General features: G+C 68.1%; 18 protein-coding genes and 1 pseudogene. 5 read left to right on the top strand and 14 right to left on the bottom strand.

The features are described 5' to 3' along the window. Positions 1 to 28: 28 nt before the first annotated feature. From J2Y70_RS08860 to J2Y70_RS08850, 3 genes are read right to left on the bottom strand one after another with little or no spacing between them, the layout of a single operon-like run. Positions 29 to 817: a hypothetical protein gene (locus J2Y70_RS08860; RefSeq protein ID WP_309915992.1), complete on the bottom strand. Its 789-nt coding sequence runs from the start codon at positions 815 to 817 to the stop codon at positions 29 to 31. A gap of 14 nt (positions 818 to 831) precedes the next feature. After that, positions 832 to 2,100, bottom strand: a complete 1,269-nt coding sequence (locus tag J2Y70_RS08855; protein ID WP_309915989.1) for a HEPN/Toprim-associated domain-containing protein — start codon at positions 2,098 to 2,100, stop codon at positions 832 to 834. Beyond that, positions 2,100 to 2,378, bottom strand: coding sequence for a hypothetical protein (locus J2Y70_RS08850; protein WP_309915986.1), 279 nt, complete (start codon positions 2,376 to 2,378; stop codon positions 2,100 to 2,102). Before J2Y70_RS08850 ends, J2Y70_RS08855 begins: the two co-directional genes overlap by 1 nt. Before the next feature lie 140 nt (positions 2,379 to 2,518). Here J2Y70_RS08850 and J2Y70_RS08845 point away from each other — a divergent pair, with 140 nt between their 5' ends. From J2Y70_RS08845 to J2Y70_RS08835, 3 genes are read left to right on the top strand one after another with little or no spacing between them, the layout of a single operon-like run. Then, complete coding sequence (locus J2Y70_RS08845; RefSeq protein ID WP_309915983.1) at positions 2,519 to 3,799, top strand: ATP-binding protein; 1,281 nt, start codon at positions 2,519 to 2,521, stop codon at positions 3,797 to 3,799. Continuing rightward, positions 3,799 to 5,562, top strand: coding sequence for a S8 family serine peptidase (locus J2Y70_RS08840; RefSeq protein ID WP_309915981.1), 1,764 nt, complete (start codon positions 3,799 to 3,801; stop codon positions 5,560 to 5,562). The genes J2Y70_RS08845 and J2Y70_RS08840 overlap by 1 nt, the downstream gene beginning before the upstream one ends. Further along, complete coding sequence (locus tag J2Y70_RS08835) at positions 5,468 to 6,187, top strand: hypothetical protein (protein ID WP_309915977.1); 720 nt, start codon at positions 5,468 to 5,470, stop codon at positions 6,185 to 6,187. Before J2Y70_RS08840 ends, J2Y70_RS08835 begins: the two co-directional genes overlap by 95 nt. Positions 6,188 to 6,273: 86 nt before the next feature. Here J2Y70_RS08835 and J2Y70_RS08830 read toward each other — a convergent pair. The 5 genes and pseudogenes from J2Y70_RS08830 to J2Y70_RS08810 all read right to left on the bottom strand — a co-directional run bounded on the left by J2Y70_RS08830 (position 6,274) and on the right by J2Y70_RS08810 (position 11,683). Further along, a pseudogene (locus J2Y70_RS08830) lies at positions 6,274 to 7,152 on the bottom strand (site-specific integrase). Positions 7,153 to 7,311: 159 nt separating this feature from the next. Then, positions 7,312 to 7,743 (bottom strand): hypothetical protein, encoded by a 432-nt coding sequence (locus J2Y70_RS08825; RefSeq protein WP_263398341.1) that lies wholly within the window; start codon positions 7,741 to 7,743, stop codon positions 7,312 to 7,314. Between the two features lie 70 nt (positions 7,744 to 7,813). Beyond that, on the bottom strand, positions 7,814 to 8,521 hold the full coding sequence (locus J2Y70_RS08820) for a TraX family protein (RefSeq protein ID WP_309916275.1): 708 nt from the start codon (positions 8,519 to 8,521) through the stop codon (positions 7,814 to 7,816). 234 nt (positions 8,522 to 8,755) lie between these two features. Next, positions 8,756 to 10,468, bottom strand: a complete 1,713-nt coding sequence (locus J2Y70_RS08815) for an ABC transporter ATP-binding protein (protein WP_309915972.1) — start codon at positions 10,466 to 10,468, stop codon at positions 8,756 to 8,758. 156 nt (positions 10,469 to 10,624) lie between these two features. Further along, positions 10,625 to 11,683 carry a serine kinase gene (locus J2Y70_RS08810; RefSeq protein ID WP_309916272.1) on the bottom strand — a complete coding sequence of 353 codons (1,059 nt, stop codon included), beginning with the start codon at positions 11,681 to 11,683 and terminating at the stop codon, positions 10,625 to 10,627. A 202-nt stretch (positions 11,684 to 11,885) separates the two neighbouring features. On the opposite strand from J2Y70_RS08810, the gene J2Y70_RS08805 reads away from it, so the two are divergent. Continuing rightward, positions 11,886 to 13,382, top strand: coding sequence for a radical SAM protein (locus tag J2Y70_RS08805; RefSeq protein WP_309915968.1), 1,497 nt, complete (start codon positions 11,886 to 11,888; stop codon positions 13,380 to 13,382). Next, positions 13,379 to 14,668, top strand: coding sequence for a nucleotidyltransferase family protein (locus J2Y70_RS08800; protein ID WP_309915965.1), 1,290 nt, complete (start codon positions 13,379 to 13,381; stop codon positions 14,666 to 14,668). Before J2Y70_RS08805 ends, J2Y70_RS08800 begins: the two co-directional genes overlap by 4 nt. Before the next feature lie 80 nt (positions 14,669 to 14,748). Here J2Y70_RS08800 and J2Y70_RS08795 read toward each other — a convergent pair whose 3' ends face one another. From J2Y70_RS08795 to J2Y70_RS08770, 6 genes are read right to left on the bottom strand one after another with little or no spacing between them, the layout of a single operon-like run. Continuing rightward, complete coding sequence (locus J2Y70_RS08795) at positions 14,749 to 15,855, bottom strand: glycosyltransferase family 4 protein (protein WP_309915962.1); 1,107 nt, start codon at positions 15,853 to 15,855, stop codon at positions 14,749 to 14,751. Beyond that, positions 15,852 to 16,976 (bottom strand): glycosyltransferase family 4 protein, encoded by a 1,125-nt coding sequence (locus J2Y70_RS08790; protein ID WP_309915960.1) that lies wholly within the window; start codon positions 16,974 to 16,976, stop codon positions 15,852 to 15,854. Before J2Y70_RS08790 ends, J2Y70_RS08795 begins: the two co-directional genes overlap by 4 nt. A gap of 26 nt (positions 16,977 to 17,002) precedes the next feature. Beyond that, the gene (locus J2Y70_RS08785; protein WP_309915958.1) at positions 17,003 to 18,514 is read right to left on the bottom strand and encodes a radical SAM protein; all 1,512 of its coding nucleotides are present in this window, start codon (positions 18,512 to 18,514) and stop codon (positions 17,003 to 17,005) included. 23 nt (positions 18,515 to 18,537) lie between these two features. After that, the gene (locus tag J2Y70_RS08780) at positions 18,538 to 19,236 is read right to left on the bottom strand and encodes a class I SAM-dependent methyltransferase (RefSeq protein WP_309915956.1); all 699 of its coding nucleotides are present in this window, start codon (positions 19,234 to 19,236) and stop codon (positions 18,538 to 18,540) included. Beyond that, positions 19,233 to 20,462 carry an amidohydrolase family protein gene (locus J2Y70_RS08775; protein WP_309915953.1) on the bottom strand — a complete coding sequence of 410 codons (1,230 nt, stop codon included), beginning with the start codon at positions 20,460 to 20,462 and terminating at the stop codon, positions 19,233 to 19,235. The genes J2Y70_RS08780 and J2Y70_RS08775 overlap by 4 nt, the downstream gene beginning before the upstream one ends. A gap of 3 nt (positions 20,463 to 20,465) precedes the next feature. Beyond that, positions 20,466 to 21,314, bottom strand: a complete 849-nt coding sequence (locus J2Y70_RS08770; RefSeq protein ID WP_309915950.1) for a class I SAM-dependent methyltransferase — start codon at positions 21,312 to 21,314, stop codon at positions 20,466 to 20,468. Between the last annotated feature and the right edge of the window lie 24 nt (positions 21,315 to 21,338).

The following is a 21,338-nucleotide window of genomic DNA, read 5'->3' as shown; positions in this document are numbered from 1 at the left end:
GTGAAAGGGAATTACGAATCGCGAGCAGCTAGGGTATGTGGCGTGCGAGGAAGTCTCGGAGGATCTCGATGCGAATGGCCTGGACGCTGACCAGTTGCGGATCCCAACGACATAGCATGCCGGTCACCTGAGCCATGTCGGGGGACCAGGGTCGACCTGCCATATCGCATTCGACACGACGCGTATTCCACAACAACGACCCACTCATGCCGAGCGGCTCGGACAACGGCGCGCCGCCGCTCGGCTTCACGCTTTGGGCTTTCTCCGTCGAGTAGCCGACCAGCACGTAATTTGCGTGCAGATCGTTGACCGTCGGCGGGTTCCGTTCCTGCGCGATCAGCTGGGTGGCGTGGCTGGCTAGGGTGTTGAAGTAGAAGTGCGAACGCTGTTGTGGGAAGCCCGCAACGAACAGCAACTCGCCGGCGACCGGCGCATGCTGCTGCGCCAGCCGCGAAGACGGGACGGCAACCGCTTGATGGGGCCGTGCATTCCACACCTCGTCGGGGATGTGCCAGATCGACGCGTCGACGGGATGCTTTTCGATTCCCGTGGGCGAGCCAACAAGACGAAAGACATCGTCGCACTCATGAAATTGGTGGGCGAAATGGCGGGTTTGCCAGTCGCCCAGCACATGCTCGTTGCTAATCAGCCAGCGCCTGCCAGCGTACTCCAGATAGCCACCGGTGCCTTCCAGCGCGCCGTCGTCGTTGCTGATCGCGTGTGAGATCGGGGTGACGTACGGCAGGCACTGGTCCTGCATTGCCTCGGCGGTCTCGCGGCACAGAGCGTCCCACCAAGCTCGCAGCTTGGGGCTCACGTCGTCTCGATGAGCTATTTCCACGGTTCGATCCTGGAGCCTTTGGAGGCGAAGAAATTGTGCTCGGCGATCGCGACGCATTCGGCCACCAATGCGTCCAGCACCGCCTCGATCTTGGAAAAGTCGTAGGGGGCGTCGGCACTACGGAGGTCAAGGAACGCCTTCATAAACCGCGTCTTGTGCTCGAGCTCGCCCTGGTAACTCTCGGAAGACTTGTTGTACGGTCCCCATCTCACCACGGGCTCCGGCAAACCGGGTTGCGTGAGGTCGAGGTAGCACTCGATCGACGCGGCGCGCTGGTTGATGTTGGCGCGCTTGCGTCCCGACGGCCCGATCGCCATCACCTGCTTGAGGGCCTTCAGGTCCGGCAGCTTCATGGCGCGCATGTTCGGCGGCAGCGTCAGCTTCTGGCTATCACGCCACTTCGCGACACCCTCGGCATCGTTGTCGTACAGCAGCACGGTGTTATTGAGGATGCCGATGCTGGCCAGCCCCTGGGTGAAGCGATACAGGTTACCGGTGCCGGCGAAAGGATAGCCCTCTTCCATGTCCACGAAGCGGAAGAAGTCGGCGATGTGCGGCCGTAGCAGATGCAGTGCCTTCTGCAGGATCTTCGCGTCCGAACTGCCCTCGGTTACGATCAGGAACTGTTGATCGGGCGCGGCGCCAGGCTGGAATTCCTCGCGCTCCGCCCAGCCGGCCTCTACCAACGGCGCGTAATCCCACGATACGTCGAGGTCCAGATTGGCGGGGTTCTCCGCCAGCAGCCGCAACGCGCCGCTGGCGCCGAAGTTCTCGAGCAGCAAGTCCACTTCCCAGTGATCCGGGCGCGGGCCGGACAGGTAGTAGTGGTGGCGTTCGGAGCCCAGCGCCAGGCGTTTGATGATCTCCTTGCGCACGAACTCGCCGGGATCATAGTCCTCGCTGTAGTTGCCGCTGACCTTGGTGACGTCGACTTTCGCCAGCGCCCGTCGCAGCGTGGCAAAGGACATGGGCTTGTCCGTCATGCCGTGCATGCGATGTAGGCGCGCGTAGTGATGCTCGACGGCGCGCACGGTATAACCCATCAGCTCCAGGCGATCGCGCACGTGGCGCAACGGCTTGCCGAACCCGGGCTCCATCCGAGCGACCGGCTCGCTTTCCGGATCGTCTTCATCTTCGTTGTAGGTCGGAATGGGCTTGAGATCGCTCGCCTGAAACAGCGCCCCGTGGTCAGAGAAGAAGTTGTTCTTGCCCCAGTCGACTTCGAGCTTGCCGACGGCCAGGCAGATCATCGTGCCCATCAGGGAGTCCCGGTCGAGGAGGGGAGCGGCTCGATAGTAAGCAGCGCGTCGCCGAACTCGGCATGCAGCGCCTGCACCAGCGCGACGGCCTCGCCTTGCTGCGGCAGCGTAGACAACACGTGGAGGGTCAGCATGCCCATCGCATTGGAGTTCTTGAGCACGTCCATCAGCAAGCCGATCGGATAGCTGGCTTGGTGGCGCGCGAACGGGTAGATGCCGCCGTGGACGAAGGAATTGAGGTCATCGTTGAGGCGCTCACGCGCCCGCCCCAGCAACACGGCCGCGCCGGCGAAGGACCGGAGGCTTTGAGCTTCTCCAGCATCTCAGGTACGCCGGACAGCTTCTTGGTAGGGTCCCCCACAGTGGCGGAGGCGCGTCTCACCCGGTGCGAGCGAGCGGGGCAGGGCACCAGGGTCTTATGTCCCGCCTGAATATCGAAAAAATTGCATTTCAAGGATTTTTGGCGCATACTTTTTCATCTGGATGCATATCTGATCGAATATTAGCATATATGGAGCATTTTTCAATCATTCTCGCGCTGCTCCGGGCCGCCCTGAAGGAGCCCAGTCCGGTCGTGACATCGCACGCGCAGCGCCTAGTGGCGGCGCTGCGCAAGGATGGTCAGGAGGAGCAGGCCGGTCAGTTGGCCAAATTGCTCGAACGCGGAGAGCAGGTCGGCCGCATGCAGCCCAGTCGCGTCGTGCTCTCGCGTGCAGCGCTGCCGGGCGAGGCAGTGACGCCGGCGGTGCGTGCGCCAGTGGACAAGGAAACGGGCGCCCCGCTGGCGGATATTTTGTTGCCCGGCACGTTGCAGTTGGCCGTCGCGCCGGTTCTCAACAGCAGCCTGAGTGGTTCGGTCGAGGCACTGATCGAAGAGTGGCGGCACCTGGATCGGTTGCGTGCGATGGGCATTCGGCCGCCGCTGAACTGCCTGCTGTTCGGCGCGCCAGGCACGGGCAAGACCAAGTTGGCCCAGATCGTAAGTCGGGTGATTGGCTTGCCCTTGGTCACCGCTCGCTTGGACGGATTGATCTCCTCATACTTGGGGACCACCGCCCGCAACATCTCAACGCTGTTTTCCTTCGCCAATCGCTACCAGTGCGTGCTGCTGCTCGACGAGTTCGATGCCATCGCCAAGGTTCGCGACGATGCGCACGAGGTGGGCGAGATCAAGCGCGTGGTCAACACGTTGCTGCAATGTCTGGACCAGCGCAGCGAACTGGGGATCACGATCGCCATCACCAACCACGAACAGCTGCTCGATAGCGCCATTTGGCGTCGCTTCGACATTCGCGTGGCCGTGCCCAAGCCCGATCTAGGCTCTCGCTTGGAAATCGTCAATCGCTATGTCACGCCGTTAGACGTTTCGCAGTCCGAGCGTCGCTTTTTGGCGTGGCTAACCGAAGGGTTGACCGGCAGCGAAATCGAAACCCTGGCCAACGCCATCAAGCGCGCGGCCGCGATGAACCCTCATGCCGAGTTTTCCGTGCTCGAGGCCTTGAAGATCCACGCGCTGCTCAGCTCCAATCACCGTAGCCATCCGCGCTGGGAACTGTTGCTCGGCCCCCTGGAGCCGCTGGCCGCCACCTTGGCGGCCGATCGGGAATTGGCCTTCACCCAAGATGACCTTGCGCGCTTCTTCGGCAAGGACCAATCCACCATCAGCCGCTGGATACGCAAGCACCGTGAGGTGAGTTAATGCCCAACAACCCGCTCCAGATCATCCTAAATACCAACGACTACCAGCGCATCCCCGAGGTGACCCCCGGTGGCAAGGTCAAGGATTTTTTCAAGGGCCGCAATGCGGCCTTTGTGGCGCACCAGCACAGGCTGTTGGGAGACCTAGCGCAAATCGGGAGAACCCTCAACAGGGGCGAGCGGTCGGTCCTGTCGTATGTGCACGTAACGCTCAATGAAGAAGCCTGGGCCAAATCGCATCGCCCGACAATGAAGCTGATGCCTCCCGCCAAGGTGCCGTTGGTTGGCGGCACCAATCTGGGCGACATGATCGTCGAAGTCACGCTCGAGAACCTCGCGGCCATTCGCAACAGCATCAGCGAAGCGGAAGCAGATGTGCGCGAGGTCCTCAACCCGAAGACCAACAAAGTCGAACCGCGGCCGTCGCGTGCCCGTGGCGAGGTGGGCGCGATCCGCTCGCTGCGCGCGCACCACGCTGCCGATCGCCGTGCGTTCTCGGCCCAGGAAGCGATTGCTTGGCTGTCAGATCCGCGCACCGGCGGCATTTACCTGGTGGAAACCTTCATCGACCCACGCCAGGTCCTGGATCAAAAGGCGCGCCAGTTGCGCGCTCGCGCGATGGAAGCGTACGCAGAGCTGCAGCAAGGCCTCGCGCGTTTGGGTCTGCCGCTGGAGATCGAAGATACGGGGCCGCGATGGAAGAGCGTGCGGCTGTTGTTGCTGCGCTTGCAGACCCGGTCGGTCGCGGCGCATGAATCCTTGCTGCGTTTCTTGGACGAGCAGCCCATCGTGCGGCGCGTGGCTTTGCCGCCGATTGTGGAAGCCGAGCATGCGGCCGGCGTACCGGCGGGCGGGCCCGCGCCGATCGCACCACCGCAGGGCAATGCGGACTACCCCGTGCTGGGGATCATAGATACCGGCGTAGCCACCTTGCCTGCCTTGGAGCCGTGGTGCGCCGGTCGTACCGACCTGATTCCCGGGGATGAGCAGGACCGCTCGCACGGCACCTTCATCGCCGGCCTGACGGCGGCGGCGTCGGTGTTCAATCCTCATCCTGCGTTCGACGAGCTCGCCTGTAAGTTCTACGACCTGGGCATGCATCCGACGCAGGCCGATGTTTACGACGATGTGTACCCGCGCGGGTTCCTCGATTTCCTGGAACAGTTGGACGCCGAACTGCCTGCGGCGATCGCGCAAGGCGCGCGTGTATTCAATATGAGTCTGTCGATTGAACGGCCGGTGTCGGACGCCGGCTACAGCGATTACGCTACCCTGATCGACGAGATCGCCGACAAGCACGACGTGCTCTTCGTGCTGCCCGCTGGCAACCTCAACGGCGGGTTGTGTCGGCCGCCGTGGCCCGACCGGCCCGTCGACGTGCCGCCCATGCTCGCTGGCTATCGTTTCCCCGGTCAGGACCGCATGTTTCAGCCGGCCGAAAGCGTGCGCGCGGTATCAGTCGGCGCGACCGATCCGCCAGATGGCGCCGGCCAACTGCGACCGGCGGTGTACACGCGTCGTGGCCCCAGTACGGCGCTGGGCCTTAAGCCGGATGTGGCCCACGTTGGCAGCTTGCATTCGCTCGGCCCTGACGGCGCGACCGTGGCTGGCATGGGGACCAGTTACGCCGCCCCCCCTGGCGGCCCGCATCTTGGCTTCGTTGGATCACTTGATCGAAGGCGAGGTGCAGCGCGAGACACTGATCGGCATGCTCGTACATCACGCGCAAATGCCCGCGCCGCTGGCCGATGCCCACGTGAGTAACTTCGCGTCCGACTTTGTTGGCCACGGCATCCCCAGCCATGCGCTAGACATGCTGTTGACTGACGACCACGCCATCACCTTGGCTTTCGTGGGCACGTTGCAGGCTTCCCACGAGTTGGAGTTCAACTTCACGTGGCCGGCAAGCTTGGTCAGTGACACCGGCGCATGCCGCGGTCGTGCGCGCATGACCTTGGCCTATCGCACCCCCACGCATGGCCGCTTTGGCGCCGAGTACGTGCGCGTCAACGTCGATGCGTACCTGCGCCAAGAGCAGATCGACACCACCACGGGGGAAGTCAGCTGGACTGGACGCCTGAAATCGGAAGGCAAGATCTACGAAAAGCACTTGCTGGATCACGGTCGCAAGTGGTGGCCGATCAAGCGCTTCGACCAAGTCTTCCCGCGCGGTAAGGGCAATTCCTCGCAGTGGCGGCTGGTCGTGGACTCGTTGTGTCGTACCGACGTCGAGTTCCCGGACGAAGGTGTGCCTTTCGCCGTGATCCTGACGCTCGATGACCCAACCGGCCATGCCCCAGTGTTTAACGAGCTGCGGCAGACCTTGCGCACCAGCGGCGCGCGCATTGCCGATATCCGCACTGCGGTTCGTGTCGCCCCGCGCGTGTAGCGGTCTTTTAGCCGAGCCGGGCACTCCGCGAGCGCGGCCCGACACCCGTTGCAACCCGCTCGCACTCATCACATGAAGGAGATTGATCAGTCTTCTAGAAGACGAGCAGCGGGATTCGCCGTGGCGCCGCCCATCTGGAAGTATCCGATCACGCTCGAAACCGCCCGGTGTTCCGTCAGCTGCATGATCGCCGGCAGAGAGACACCCCGGCGGCTCGCCTCGGTCACGAACCCCGACCTGAGGCTGTGACCTCCAAAATCTCCCTCCAGCCCCGCCAGGCGCGCCCGCCCCTGCACGATCTCCCCGACCGCAGCAGGCGAAAGGGCAGGGCCGACGCGCTGCTTCCACAGCCGTCGGAAGATCGCCCCCTCGGTGATCCCGGCGGTGGCCAGCCAGTCCTCAAGGGCGAGGGCGGCCCGATCGAGCACCGGTTTGTCGGGCGTCGAAGTGGCGGTAACGCCGGCCTGCTGGGTCTTGCTGTGCTCTAGGCGGTAGATATAGCCCAGGTCGCCGATTCGGCGCAGGTCGCGCAGATCGGCAGCGGCGATCTCGCTGCGCCGGCGGCCGCAGCTGGCAAACCCGAAGCAGAGTAGGGCGCGATCCCGTATTCCTTCCAGGCTGTCGTCGCAGGTGGCCAGCATGGATTCCAGCTCGGGTAGGGTGATGGCGGTCTTCTTGCGCGGCCGCTCGCCGCGCTTGACTGCGGCTCGGGCGGCGCGGCTGAGCACGGTGCAGATCGCTGGCTATTCACAGGGATTGGTCGCCTGTTTGAGCCTGTGCGCGGTGGACAGCACGGCGACCCGATGCCGCACGGTGGCCAAGGTCCACGGCTCAAGCTTGGCCTTAAGGCCGGCCGCCACCAAGGTCTGGTCCACGATCGGCGGTAGCTCCCACGCCAGCTCACCATCAGTCGAGCGGCGCCGGAGCCAGATCCAGCGCGCCCGGACCCGTAGCGAATTTCGCATAATGTATATTATGTTAAAGCCTCCGTGTTGCTGGGGCGGGTTGCCACCATTCTTGCTGGCATTGCTCTTGCCCCTGGTAAGCCTCGAGCCGGCTCCATCTCGCCTTGCAAGGTGGATCGATCGCAGGATAAGGCGTACACAGTGGCAAGCCCCACCCGGTCATTGACCAATGGATATCGCCGGCAGCTCTACCGAGGGTCGGCAGCGCAGATAGTTACGCTGCTGATCGAGCGCTTGCTCCCAGCCATTGCCCACTCTGCGGATCACACGGCCCTCGGAACATGAGACGCCGGAAGCCTTGGCTTCAGCGGTACCAAGTGCAGGGATATCGAGAAGAACCGAAGATGGCCGAGGACGTCCCCAGGCGCGGGACATGCCGTCCTGCATCGCGAAGTCGACATGCTCGCAATATGCATGTACCCATGGCCGAGGATCGCTAGCAAGAAGCTTGCGACAATCGAGCTTCGGAACCGCAGTGACATTGCGATTCGGGTTCACACGCTCGATGCCGCGGCCAGCGGCTGAGCGCGTCTGCGCAGACAAAGCGGACGCCGAAAGCAACAAGAACAGCCCTAAGACACGAACATCCATGCTCCCCCCCGTGGCAGAGATGATATGTGAGGAGTGAAGCGCACGCTTAGACAGATGCGGCGCCCCGATGTCAGGCGGCATGTACGGCCATCGTTCGCGCCAGCACCGCAAGCACCGCCAGATGCCCCACGTAGTAGAGATAGAACGCCCAGCGCGTTCGTGGAATGGGGAAATGGCGGTTCGCCAGCAGCGCCACCGCTGGCAGTGCCAGCAAGGCCCAGCCGTTGCCGTTCCACCAGCACAACGGTCCGAACGCCGCGATGAGCACGGCGATGCGCAGGTAGCGGTGTTCAATCACGTGGCGGAAGCCGTGCCGGGGGGCGCCCTGGTGTGACGCATGCGGCACCGCGTGCAAACGAAACACCCACCAGGCGGCCAGCACCAGGATCAGTCCGGCCCAGTTGTAGTCCACCAATGGCGGCGCTGCCAGGACGCACATACCGAGCAAGATCCATTGCCGTTGCTGGATGCTCCAGATCGCGGCGGCGGCCAGGGCGAAGCTGAGCAATATGTTGAACGGCGCCCAGTAGCCGAACGCGAGTCCGTGCACCGGCTGCGCCACGATGCCCCACAGCAGCAACCGGCGCACGGACTTGAGTACGTCGGCACCTGGCTGGGCCAGGTTGTAGGCCATGACCAGGGCGAACAGCGGAAACGCGACGCGACCGAGTTCGGACACGATCGGGACATAGCCATGGGCCAGCACCTTCGCTACGTGATCGCCGGTCATCAGCAGCAAGGCGATCCATTTCAACAGTTCGCGGGCGCTGCTGGTCATCGTGTCGTTCAGAACGCCGCTCCTCTGGCGGCCAGGTGTCCGCCCTGCCCCTTCCTTGCGCCATCGCCCGTGACGGGCGGCCGATGCGTAGGGCGATGGTTCGGCGAGCAGCGGGCACGCATCGCTGTCGAGGCCATGGACGGTAGACTGTTCCGTGTGAGGCGGCAATACCGTCGCGATCGTGTTTCGCAGCGCAGCGGGCCGTCGCGGATCGCACCTCGCCCGCGCGGCCGATCAGAGCGGTCGCTGCGCCATCGGGATTGGCGTGGAGCTCGGGCGCTGCATGTGCAGGCAGCGATCGGCCACAGCGGACAGGCTGGTCCGGTGCGACACGACGACCAGCGCGGTGCGCGGCAGGCGTTGCCGCAGCGTCGACAGCACGTGCTTCTCCGAGATCGCGTCGAGTGCGCTGGTGGCTTCGTCGAGCAAGGCGATCCGCGGTTGCCTGAGGATCACCTGCGCCAGCAGCAGGCGCTGCAGTTCGCCGCCGGAAAGCTTGGCGGCGGCGCTGTTCAAGGTCGTGTCCAGGCCCTGCGCGCCCGCCTGCAGGCGGGCGGCCAGGCCGACGTCGCGCAGCGCCTGCCACATCGCCGCTTCGCTGGCGCCCGGCTCGGCCCAGGCGAGGCAGTCGCGTACCGTGTGCTGCCACGGGCGCACGCTCTGGCCGACATAGGCGCCATGCCGGACCAAGGCGCGGTACGCCGTAAAATCCAACGTTTGCCCATCGCATTGGGCCGCGAACGCGCGCGGTTCGACCATACCAGCGAGCACGTCCATCAGGCTGCTCTTGCCGGCACCGGAGTGTCCGCAGATCAAGGTCATGCTGCCGGGCGCCAGGATCAGTTCGCCGATCGCGACCGCGGCCAGCGGCGGCGCCAGGCCGATTCGGTGGATCCGCAGCGGGCCATGCATGGGTGCGGCCGCGTGCGGCATTGCCGGCACCGCCCTCGCCGTCCCCAGACCCACATAGTGCTGCCATAACTCCAGCGCGGGCGCCGCCGAACGCAGTTGCTGGAAGCTCTGCCGGGTCGAGACCAGATACGGCAGCAGCCGGCCCAGCAACAGGCCTACGGTGATCAGCGCGCCGCGGTCGATGCCGTGCCAGAGGCCGGCCAGTAGCATGATCGCGGCGATGGCGGCGACGGCGCTGAGTTCGAGCAGCAGCCGGCCCGAGGCGACCAGTGCCTGTTGCCGCCAGTAGCCATGGCTGAGCCGGCTGGAGATCGCGTCGTAGCCGCTTTTCTCCAGGTCTTCGCGTTCGAACGAACGCACGTGGCGCAGGCGCCGCGGGAAATCCTCGCTGAGCCAGAACAGCCGGGTCATGTCGGCGACGTACTGGCGGCTGACCCGCGCCTGTTCGTGGCCGGAGATGCGGAACGCGAGCACGGCCAAGCCCAGCAGCGGCGGCAGCGCCAGCACCAGGATGGGCGACACCAGAAAGGCGATGCCCAGGCTGACGCCGGCGGTGATGGCGGCTACCAGCAACTGCAGCAAGGCGCTGAAGCCCTGGACGATGATCTCGATGTTGTAGGTGAGCACGTTGGCGATTTCCGCCGAACTGGCGTCGGCAAGCGCCGGCAGCGGCGCGTCGAGCAGGCGCGCGTGCACCTGGCGGCGCAGGCGCACCGCGTGGCCGCTGGCCAGCTCAGCGGCCAGCCGCGCGCCCGTCCAGCGCAGCAGGGCGAAAGCGGCGCTGGCGACGACGAAGATCGCCGCCTGGGCGAAGACGCCGTCGGGCAATGCGAGCACGTGGCCGCCGAGCGTCAGCGCATGCCCGGGTTGCACCAGCGGCACCAGGGCGACCGTGGCGACGGCGCCGGCCAGCGCGCAGACCAACGACAGCACGACGTAGAGACAGATGCGCATCCGCTCGCCACGATCCAGGGTGGCGATGAAGGTGCGCAGCAGCGGCGGCCCTGGGTCGGGCGCGGTGTGGCGCGCGGTCATCGGTGACGGCCTGGGGACAGCGCCCGTTCGCCGATCGGCGTGGCGGGCTGCGAGGCGTCTGCACGCCGCGCCACTGCGAGCATGGCGCCGCGACCGCCCTCGCCTGCGCGCGAGGCCTCCGTTCTCATGGCCGGCATCCGCTCGTCGTCGCCGCACTCATCGCAGCAACTGCAGCACGGCATCGACCGACGCATCCGGATGCGCGCCGCGCTGCAGTTCGTACACGCCCAGCCGCTGCAGCTGGCGCGCGAACAGCGACCATCCCGGTTGCGCGGCAGCGTACGGCTGGTCGACGGTCAGGCGATCGAGCACCTCGTGCTCGGCGACGGGCCGCAACAGTTGCTGCGGATCCGCGGCGGCCGTGCTGGAGACGAACACTGCGCCGGCAAGCTGCAACGGCGCAGGCGCCAGGCATGCGCGGCCGTTGCGGATATCGACTTCGTGCTTGAGCGCGCCGCTGCGGCGCCGGATCGTCGGCGCGGCGGCGATCCAGGCGCGGGTCTGCTCGTCGACCAACCGCAGCAGATCCGGGCGCAGGTGCAGGAAGTTGCCGATGCCGGTGGCGAGCATGCGCTGCGGCTCGACGAACAGCGCATCCTCGGCGAGGAATTCCAGCCCGCGCAGCATGCTGTGCAGGGCCAGCGTGGACTTGCCCGCACCGCTGGCGCCGAGCAGCAGCACGCCGCGCCCGCCGGCGCCGACACAGGCACCGTGCAGCGGCACCAGGCGCATCGCGCGCGCCGCCAGCACGAACACCGCGAACTCGATCAGTTCGTAACGCACATGGTAGGGATGGGCGAGCATGTCTTCCGACACCACCAGCAGCGCCCTGCCCTGGTCCGGCATCAGCACCATGTAGTTGTCGGCGTCGATGACCCCGCACAGCACGCCGGCGCCGGAATGGGTCTGCACCGGCGGCGGCTGTAGCGCGAACATATAGGGTGCGTCGTGGCGCGCGACCAGGTTCAGTTCGATATGGAAGTCGGCTGCCTCCGGCAACTGGTGCGGCGGCACGCCGCCGAACGCCGCTTCGACCAACTGCAGCAAGGCCTCGCTGTTGCTTTCGAAGCGGAAGCGGCCACCCAGCAGTTGCTTGCTGAGGACGTGGTCGCGCCGCAGCCGGTCGTGGAACGGATCGCCGGCAACCCCAGCCTGCGTTGCGGCAGTGCTGGCCACAGGCTCCCAGCGTTGCGTGCGCACGGTCGAGGGCTGCATCGGGAATGGGTCCATGGAGTCGATGCGCGTGAGTGCGTGCAGCGGCAGCAAAGGTTGTGCGGGCCGCACGCGCCGACCCACCTGCGCAGCGCGCACAACCAAAGACCGCGCCGTCGGCACTTACGGCACGGCCACCTGTGCGCGGCCATTGCTGCATGCGCCGCGGCATTCGTTGCCGGCGCCGAACGAGACCCTTCCGCCGATGCCAAAGATCCAGGTCAGCCACTCCTACTTCCTGCGCTACGACCCCAAGCAATGGGAGCGCGGCAAGCCGTATCCGCCGCTGGCCACGCTGCAGGTGGCCACGCTGCTGCGCCGGCACGGGCACGAGGTGACGCTGTTCGACGCGATGCTGGCCGACGGCGTGGAGGACTACCAGGCCTCGCTGCGCGCGGCGCAGCCGGACCTGGTGGTGTTCTACGAGGACAACTTCAATTTCCTGACCAAGATGTGCCTGAGCCGGATGCGCGAGGCCGCCTGCCGGATGATCGCCGAGGCGCGTGCCGGCGGCAGCCGGGTGATCGTGGCCGGCTCCGACGCGTCGGACCATCCCGAAGCGTTCCTGGCCGCCGGCGCGCACGCGGTGCTGATCGGCGAAGGCATCGCGCCGCTGCTGGAACTGGTCGAGCGGCTGCAGCAAACGCCCGACATCGATGCCGCGGCCTGGGTAGAGGACGTGGCCGATGTCGCCACCGCCGCGCTGCCGCAGCTCAAGCGCGCGCAGATCGGCGCGCGGCCGCCGGATCCGCGCCTGTCCGGCCTGGCCGCCTGGGACCTGGTCGATATCGAGCGCTACCGGCGCCTGTGGCTGCAGCGGCATGGCTACTTCAGCCTGAACATGGCCGCCTCGCGCGGTTGCCCGTTCCGCTGCAACTGGTGCGCCAAGCCGATCTGGGGCAACCACTACAAGCGCCGCAGCGCGCCGGAAGTGGCCGCGGAAATGATCCACCTCAAGCGCGCCTTCGCCCCCGACCATATCTGGATGGCCGACGACATCTTCGGCTTCCACATCGACTGGGTGGAAGAATTCGCCGCGGTGCTGGCCGCGGCCGATGGCTCGATTCCGTTCACGATCCAGACCCGCGCCGATCTCGGCAGCGAACGCATGGCCGCCGCGCTGGCCCGCGCCGGCTGCGCGGAAGCGTGGATCGGCGCGGAAAGCGGCAGCCAGCGCATCCTCGACAAGATGACCAAGGGCACCGCGGTGGAGGACGTGATCGCCGCGCGCCAGCGCCTGGGTGCGCACGGCATCCGCGTCGGTTTCTTCCTGCAGCTCGGCTACCTGGACGAGCAACTGGACGACATCCTCGCCACCCGTGCGCTGGTGGCGACGGCGCGCCCGGACGACATCGGCGTCAGCGTGTCGTATCCGCTGCCCGGCACCAAGTTCTACCAGCAGGTGAAGAACCAGCTCGGCCGCAAGACCCATTGGCAGGACAGCGACGACCTGGCGATGATGTTCCATGGCGCCTACGACTCGGAGTTCTACCGGCGGGTGCGCGATCTGCTGCACCGGCAGGTGGACCTGCAGCGCACCGAAGCCACGCGGCCGCCGCTGGACTATGCACAGGACTGGGCGGCACTGGATGCACAGTGGGACGCATTGATCGCCAGCGAAGGCCAGCACCGGACCGACGCCGCCCTACCGACCGCAGCCATCGCCTCCGACCGCCGCATCCCGCTGGCGCAGCGCCAATGACCGCGCACGCGCCCCCGCAAGTGCAGGCGCCCTCCTCCGCCGATCCCTTCATCGATTCATTTGCCGAGCACGCGACGCAGCCTGCGTTGAAGCAGGTCGGCAGCGGCTTGCGGCTGGCGACCGAAACCCTGGCGCGCGAGCTGGCGCGGCCGGGCAACCCGATGCCGCAGTGGAACCGGCTGCAATGGCAGCTGGCCGCGGCGGCGACCGCCGCGCACGGCATCGGGCCGTTGCTGAGCCGGCTGTCGGTGTGGCCCGATCGCGACTGGAGCGCATTCCTGGCCGAGCAACGCGAGCACGTCGCCCACCGCTACCGGCGCATCGCCGCGTTGCTGGAGCGGATCGATGCGCTGGCGCAGGTCGCCGGCGTGGCGATCGTGCCGCTGAAGGGCGCGGCCTTGCACGCGCAAGGCCTGTACCTGCCTGGCGACCGGCCGATGGCCGACATCGACCTGCTGGTGCGCGCCGAGGATGCGGCGCAGGTGGGGGCGCTGCTGGAAGAGCTCGGCTACGTGGCCGAGTTCGCGCAGTGGAAGCACCAGACCTTCCGCCCGGCGCAGGCGCAGCCCGTCGCCAGCCTGGGCGAGCATCGCGACACGCCGATCAACATCGAGCTGCACCTGCGCATCCAGGAGCGGTTGCCGCTGGCTACGGTCGATATCAGCGAGCGCATCTTCCCGCGCGACAGCCGCCCGGGGCTGAACCCCTACCCGTCCAACGGCGCGCTGATGAGCCATCTGCTGCTGCACGCGGCTGGCGGCATCTGTAGCCGCAGCCTGCGCTTGATGCATCTGCACGATATCTCGCTGCTGGCCACGCGGATGAGCGGCAAGGACTGGCGCGTGCTGTGCGACGCCGCCGATGGCGCGCCGTGGTGGGCGCTGCCGCCGTTGCAGCTGGTGCTGCGCTACTACCGCACGGCGATTCCGAAGCCGGTGCTGGCGCAGTTGCGCGCGCAGTGCCCGCCGCTGCTGCGGCTGGTCTCGCGGCGGCTGGACCTGACCCGCACCTCGTGTTCGCAGCTGTGGCTGCCGGCGCTGCCCGGGATCGAATGGGCGCGCTCGCTCGGCGAGGTGCTGCGCTATCTGCGGCAGCGGCTGCAGCCTTCGCCGGAAAGCCGGCAGGAGCGCGCCGACATGATCCGCACCCAGCTGTGGTTGCAGGGCCAATCCTGGGTCGCCCTGCCGCAGCGGCGGCGCGTGCTGCTGCGCCTGCTGCGTCCGGTGCCGCGCATGGATGCGTTGTATGCGGTGCGCAGCGCTTTGCAGGGGTACGCGCCGCGTTAGGTAGAGCGGCTTCAGCCGCTACAGGCGTTGCCGATAGTGCCTGTCGCGGCTGAAGCCGCTCCTACATTGGATACGTGCGCTCACGCGCGTTTTGGACACAACCGCCGGTACAGCGTGTTGAAGCTGCGCACGGTGTGCTCGGCGTCCTCGCGCACCGCGCGGCACTGCGCGGACCAGGCCAGGCGCAGGCGCAGTTCGTCGTCGGCCAGGACCTGGCGCAAGGCTTCGGCCAGGCCCGCCCAGTCGCCAGTCGGCACCGCCAGCGCCGCCGACGGTGCCCATTCCAGCAGGTGCCCTACCCCGGTGCCGACGGTGGGCACGCCGGCTACCGCCGCTTCCAGCAGCACCATTGGCCCGGCTTCGTGCAGCGACGACAGCACCAGCAGATCGGCGGCCTCCACCAGCGGGCGCAGTTCGCGTTGGGTCTTGAAACCGAGGAAGCGCACCTGCTGCGACAGCCCCAGCTGCGCGACCAGGTGCTGCATCTCGCCGTCGAGCGTGTCCACGCCGACGATGTCGATGCGGAACGCGACCCCGGCACGCGCCAGCGCCGCCAGTGCGCGCAGCAGCGTCGGCTGGTCCTTGACCCGGTTGAGGCTGGCCACGTGCAGCAGCTGCGCCATGCCGCCATCGCGGCGGCGCGGTGCGCGCTGCGGCCAGGCGCGCAGGTCCACGCCCAGCGGCACGCGTTCGGCGGCGATGCCCAGCGCCTGCAGGGCATCGACGATCGGCGCGCTGGCCGCGGTGACCGCGTCGGCCAGCCGCAGCACCAGCGCCTCGCGCAGCCGGCCCTGCCATTTGCGCCGTCCGCCGTAGCCGATGGCATGCAGCGCGACCAGTTCGCCGCCGGCGATGTGCACCAGGCTCGGCCGCCCCAGCAAGCGCGCGGCGGCCACCGCGATCAGGCTGCAGTGGCCGGAGAAGATCGATTGCACCAGGTCGAACGGCGCCCGGCGATGCTCGGCGCGGATCGCGGCGACCGCGCGCAGGCGGGTGCGGCCGTCGCCGATGTTGTGGATGCGCGCGCCGAGCAACTCCCAGCATGCCGGCGCAGGCTCCTGGTGCAGCACAAACACATGCAGCTCGTGGCTGCGCGCCAAGCGTTCGATCAGGGTCAGCAGTACCGGGATCACGCGGTACTCGCCGCTGCGATCGACCCCGCCGGGCACCACCAGTGCCAGCTTCATGCCTCGCTCCGCGCGGCTTGCTCCAGCAGCTGCGCATAGGCGCGCGACCAGCGCCGGCCCACCGCCGCGAACGACAGCTGCGCATCGAAATGCGCGCGGACCTGCTCTGGCGACGGCCGTTCGGCGGCGGCATGCACCAGCGCCTCGGCGAGTAGCCCGGCATCGCCGCACGGCCACAGTTCGCCGACGCGGCCGCAGTCGGTGAGTGCGCGGAACGACGGGATGTCGGTCAGCACCGGCAGCGTGCCGCAGGCGAAGGCTTCCAGTGCCGCGTAGCCGCAGCTTTCGCTCAGGCTGCCCGACACGAACAGATCCGCCGCGCGCATCAGCGTCTGCACCTGCGCATGCTCGACCTTGCCAAGCAGGTGCACGCGCCCGCGCAGGCGCGGATCCTGCTGCACGCGCTGTTGCACCGCCTCCAGCAACGGCGCGCTGCCGTACGCGCAGAACAGCTGCAGTCCGGGCAGCCGCGCGGCGGCGCGGGCCACGCCTTCGAGCACGGTCAACGGATCCTTGCCGGCGCTCAGGTGCCCAACCCACAGCACGCAGGGCGCGCCATGCAGGCCGCTATCGCGCCGCGCCTGGTCACGATCGCCGGGGGTGAAGCGGCAGCTGGATTCGGGGATCGCGAACAGGCGGGTGGACGGCGCGAACAGCCCGGCATGCACGAACGCGCGCGCCAGATCCAGCGAGGTGAAGGCGATGCCCGCTGCGGCCGCGTACCACTGCCGCCACTGCGAGCGGCGCCACCAGCGCGGCGGGCGATTGGCATGGTCCTGCAACAGGATCGGCACCTGCGGCAACTGCCGCGCCATCGCGCAGGCCTCGCGCGCGAACTCCAGGCCGTGCACGTGGACCACGTCGGCGCCGATCGCGTGCACGATGCCGGCGATGCGCCGCGCGCGGCTGCTGGTGCCAGCATTGCCCGGATCGGTGAAGTGATATTCCACACCGTTGCGCAGCAACTGCGCCGATGCATCGGCGGCCTGGATCACCGACACGCGGGTGCCGGCGCTGGCCACCGCTTCGGAGATGTCGGCCAGCGACGGCCAGTGCGCGAACACCTGCGCCGGCGCCAGTCCCGGCGGCGTGCGGACGAAATTGATCTGGGCGACGTGCATGGGGTTTCCGCGGGGAGGCGCCACGCCTAGATGCCGGAGACCTGCGGCCGGCGCAGGCGCACCAGCCAATTGGCCAGGTTCAGCTCCCACGGCCGGTCGTAGCGCCGGTAGCGGTAGCGCCACGCCGCCATCGCGCTCAGGCCGCGCTTGGCCCAGCGCGGCGAACGCAGGTCCTGCGCGGTGGGATAGCGGCAGCCGAGCACGGTGACGAAGTCGCGGATGCGCTGGCGCAGCGCGTCGTCGAGCCACGGCGCGTCGGCGTGGCAGGCGTAGTCCACCCATTGCGGCTGGGTCCACTCCTCCGGCGTGCGCGGGAACTCCACCGGCGCGCCGTGCAGGTCGCGCAGCGGCATCGATGCGCGCTTGCCGCGGTCCTTCTCGTGGCGGCTGGCTTCCGGCAGCGGCGTGTACACGTAGACGATGATTTCCGACTGCGGATTGATCCGCTTGAGCTCGCGAATGAACTCGAAGGTCTGCTCGGTCGCATGCACGGTGTCCTGCGGCGGCGCGACCATGAACGACAACTCCGGGATCACCCCGTTGCGCCGGCACAGCTCGGCCACTTCCAGAGTCTGGTCCGGGCGCGTGCCCTTGCGGATTTCCTTGAGCATCGCCCCGCTCGGCGATTCGGCGCCGATATAAGCCATGCGCAGCCGGCTCTTGCGCACCAGCTTCCAGGTGCTCTCGGACAGGTTGAGCAGCGCGTCGGCGCGCGCATAGCACCACCACGGCATCTCCAGCTTGGCCATGACCTCCAGCAGCGGGATCATCTCCGCCTCGCGGTCGAAGAAGTTGTGGTCGAAGAACTGGATCGAATCGGCGCCCAGTTCCTCTTTCAGATAGCGCAACTCGCGCTCCAGTCGTGCCGCAGTGGGTAGCGCGGTGGCGCCGCCGAACATCGCCGCCACGCCGCAGAAGGTGCAGCGGAACCGGCAGCCCAGCGCGGCCTGGTGCGAGGCGGTGCGGCGGCCGAGGAAGCTGCGGCCCAGGTACTGGCGCGGGTCGCCGAGCTTGGCGTACGGCAGCGCCGGTGCCGCCTCGCCGCGGCTGAAGCCGCGATTGCGGTTGTGCACGATCGCGCCGTCCTGTTTCCACGACAGCCCGTCGATCTGCGCCAGGCCGGGGCCTTCGCCGCGCAACGCCGCGACCAGTTCCGGCAGCGTGTCCTCGCCCTGCGCACGGATCGCATAGTCCACGTACGGCGCGCTCAGCGCGGTGTTGGTGTACAGGGTCGGGAAATAGCCGCCCCAGACGATCGGCATGGCCGGGAAGCGTTCGCGGATCGCGGTGGACAGCGCGATCGACGGCGCGATCTGCGGCCCGCCCATGACGCTGATGCCGACCGCGTCGTAGCGTTGTTGCTGCAACGCCTGCAGCGCGCTGTCGATGAAGCCGCGATCGACGTTGCCGTCGATGATGCGGCTGTCGCCGCTGCGGTCCAGCGCCGCGGCCAGGTTCAGCAGCGCCAGCGGGAAGCGGGCATTGCCGCGCGAGGTGATGGTCGGATTGACCAGCAGCGTGTTCGGTGTGGAGGGCATGAGAGATGACCGCAAGGCGAGGCTCACGGCAGGCGCCGCAGCCGGAACACCAGCGCCACCGGCACCTGCAGCGCGGCAGGATCGAAGTGCGCGCCGGCGGGAATGTCGGCAGGATCGAGCATCGGTTCGCGCACCGCCTCGATCGCCAGCCCGAGCGCGGCGCAGGCCGCATGCCAGTGGCTGTAGAGGTGCTGGGTATGGCGCACCGCGTAGCGCTGGCCAGCGGCCTTGAAATCGCGCTTCCAGCCCAGCGCGTGGCCGATCGGATGCACGTCGCTGCACAGCACGCTGCCGCCTGGGCGGGTGGCGCGGCGCAGTTCGGCCAGCGCCGGCAGCAGCTGCGGCAGATGCCCGACGGTCAGGGCGCAGATGCTCAGGTCGGCGGCGGCATCGGCCACCGGCAGTGCGTCCAGGCTGCCTTCGCGCAGCGTGTAGCGATTGCCGGCGCCGGCCGCATCCAGTTCGCGCGCGGCGCGGCCGAGCATCTGCGGCGACAGGTCCACGCCGGTGGCGTGCGCGGCGTGGCGCTGCAGCGCATGCAACAGATAGCGTCCGCTGCCGCAGCCGGCATCGAGCACGCGCTGGCCGTGCAGCGCGGGCGGCAACAGCGCCAGCATGGCGCGCTGCTCGGCCTGCATCACCGGGTTGTGCGCGTGCGCCGGATAGCTCGCCGCCCACAGCGCATAGGCCTCGAACGGGTCCAGGATCGGCACGGCGCTCATGCGCGGCGCGCCTGCAGGACCGACGGCTCGGCCGCGCGAAGCGCATCGCCCTGCAATTCCAGGCCGGGCTCAAGCGCGAGCAGCACGGGGTCGGCCAGCTCGGCGGCCAGCAGCTTCGGGACACCGTCCAGCGTGACCGGCACCGCCGCCACGCCGGTGGCCTCGAACCAGTCGGCGAAATCGGGATCGGCGATGCGTGGGCGCCCGTCGCGTACCACCGCGCGCAGTTCGCTGCGTGCACGGCCAACCAGGCTATGCGCCGGATCGCCGCCGCGGTCGCCGACGATCAGCAGATCCGCGGCGCTGCCGACCGCGAGACTGCCGCGTCCGGGCAGACGCAGGATGCGCGCGGCGGCGGTAGTCGCCAGCGCCAGCGCCTGCCCTGCATCCACACCGTTGGCGGCGGCCACCTGCAGTTCATCGAGCAGATCGCGCGCGCCGCTCAGGCGCGAATCGCTGCCCAGCGCCAGGCGCCCGCCCGCATACAGCCGGCGTGGATCCAGCGTGCGCCCCAACAGCGCCAGGTTGCTCGACGGGCACCACACCACGGCGGCGCCGCAGGCGAGCACGCGCTCGATGTCGGCCGCGCTCAGGCCCACGCCGTGGATCAGCACGCTGTTGGCGGCCAGGCAGCCGCGCCGGTCCAGTTCGGCCAGTTCGGCGGCGGCGACCGCATCGGTGCCCTCGGCGAGGTGGATCATCCATGGATGGTCGGCGGCGGTCGCGGCGAAGCTCTGCGCCAGCGGCGGGCCGTAGTCGGGGCCGTGCAAGGCGTAGCTCCAGCCGAACTCGCGCAGCAGCGCGACCGGGAAGTCCGCTGCGTCCAGTTCGGCATGCCACGGATCGTGGTGGGCGACACAGGTGACGCCGGCGAGCAGGTTCTTCAGCGCGCCGTGGCGCAGGCGCAGCGCCTTGGGCAGCCGCAGCGCGGCGGCGACGGCGGGGTCGCGGAAATGCGCAGCGAATGCCTCGATCCAAGCGTAGCTGTTGGCGAACGGCGCGGTCTGCGGCAGCGGCGGCACCGCGTTGACCTGCAGGTGCTCGTGCGCATTGATCAGCCCCGGAAACACCAGGTGCCCGTGCAGCGCGATCCGGTATGCCGCAGTGGCCGGCGCGGCGGCGACGCGCGCGCCGCGCAACGCCAGGGACGCGCGCAGCGCGCCGGCCGGCGTGGCCAGGCGCGCGCCGTGCAGGCAGACTTCGGCGGCAGCGGAAAGCGCGCGCATCGTTCAGCGCTTGCGCATCACGATCAGGAAGTGATCGCCCATGTCGCGCAGCAGCGGCCAGCCGCCGATGCGGTCGTCCAGCCGGCCCAGGCGTTCACCCCAGCGCGGGTGGCGGCGGTAGTGGTCGACCAAGTACGGCGGCGGCAGGCACAGGCTGAGCGCGCGATAGGATTCCAGCTCGAAATGCGCGGAGAACGCGCGGTAGAACTCGCGTGGCAGGTAGTACCAGGTCCAGATGGTGTGCCCGTTCATGCCCACCGCGGTGACTCCGCGCGCGCCACGCACCGCGGCGCGGCGGAAGCGCCCGCGCAGCGCGTAGTGGCCCACTTCCCACGGGCACAGGCGCCCGATCACCGAGAACACCAGGCGCCCGTCGCGGCGCAGCAGGCGCGCGCATTCGGCGGCCACCGCGGGCAGGTCCGGCGCGCAGTTCAGCGGGCCGAAGTTGGAATACATGCCGTCGAACTCGCCGTCGAGGCGATCCAGTTGCTGGATGCCGACGTGCGCCGCGCTGAGCCGCCCCTGCAAGGCCGGGTCCTGCGCCCGCTGCCGGGTGCGCTCCACCATCTGCGGCGACCAGTCGGTGGCCAGCACCCGATAGCCGCGTTGCGCGAACTCGTGGGCGTCCAGGCCGGTGCCGCAGCCCAGGTCGATCAGCCGCGCGCCGACCGGCAACTGCGCGGCCACCGTGTCCCACAGGGTGGTGCGCATGCGCTGGATCAGCTCGTTGTTGCCGCGCGGGCCGTCGTAGTCGGCGGCAACGCTATCGAAGGCGCGCTGGGTCTCCAGCAGCAGCGCCGGATCGATCGTCGCCGCGCGCGCAGCGGTGCCGGGCTTGCCATTCGCAGTCACATCCACTCTCCACTCGCCTGCCGT

Source organism: Xanthomonas sp. 1678, from assembly GCF_031455575.1.
GTDB lineage: Bacteria > Pseudomonadota > Gammaproteobacteria > Xanthomonadales > Xanthomonadaceae > Xanthomonas_A.
This window is presented reverse-complemented; position numbering and strand designations above follow the sequence as displayed.

Coding starts and splice junctions, on each gene's coding strand:
- J2Y70_RS08820 (WP_309916275.1), bottom strand. CDS start 8,521: ATGACCAGCAGCGCCCGCGAACTGTTGAAATGGATCGCCTTGCTGCTG.
- J2Y70_RS08805 (WP_309915968.1), top strand. CDS start 11,886: ATGCCAAAGATCCAGGTCAGCCACTCCTACTTCCTGCGCTACGACCCC.
- J2Y70_RS08790 (WP_309915960.1), bottom strand. CDS start 16,976: ATGCACGTCGCCCAGATCAATTTCGTCCGCACGCCGCCGGGACTGGCG.
- J2Y70_RS08840 (WP_309915981.1), top strand. CDS start 3,799: ATGCCCAACAACCCGCTCCAGATCATCCTAAATACCAACGACTACCAG.
- J2Y70_RS08845 (WP_309915983.1), top strand. CDS start 2,519: ATGTCCCGCCTGAATATCGAAAAAATTGCATTTCAAGGATTTTTGGCG.
- J2Y70_RS08775 (WP_309915953.1), bottom strand. CDS start 20,462: ATGCGCGCGCTTTCCGCTGCCGCCGAAGTCTGCCTGCACGGCGCGCGC.
- J2Y70_RS08855 (WP_309915989.1), bottom strand. CDS start 2,100: ATGGGCACGATGATCTGCCTGGCCGTCGGCAAGCTCGAAGTCGACTGG.
- J2Y70_RS08785 (WP_309915958.1), bottom strand. CDS start 18,514: ATGCCCTCCACACCGAACACGCTGCTGGTCAATCCGACCATCACCTCG.
- J2Y70_RS08795 (WP_309915962.1), bottom strand. CDS start 15,855: ATGAAGCTGGCACTGGTGGTGCCCGGCGGGGTCGATCGCAGCGGCGAG.
- J2Y70_RS08780 (WP_309915956.1), bottom strand. CDS start 19,236: ATGAGCGCCGTGCCGATCCTGGACCCGTTCGAGGCCTATGCGCTGTGG.
- J2Y70_RS08825 (WP_263398341.1), bottom strand. CDS start 7,743: ATGGATGTTCGTGTCTTAGGGCTGTTCTTGTTGCTTTCGGCGTCCGCT.
- J2Y70_RS08800 (WP_309915965.1), top strand. CDS start 13,379: ATGACCGCGCACGCGCCCCCGCAAGTGCAGGCGCCCTCCTCCGCCGAT.
- J2Y70_RS08815 (WP_309915972.1), bottom strand. CDS start 10,468: ATGACCGCGCGCCACACCGCGCCCGACCCAGGGCCGCCGCTGCTGCGC.
- J2Y70_RS08810 (WP_309916272.1), bottom strand. CDS start 11,683: ATGCAGCCCTCGACCGTGCGCACGCAACGCTGGGAGCCTGTGGCCAGC.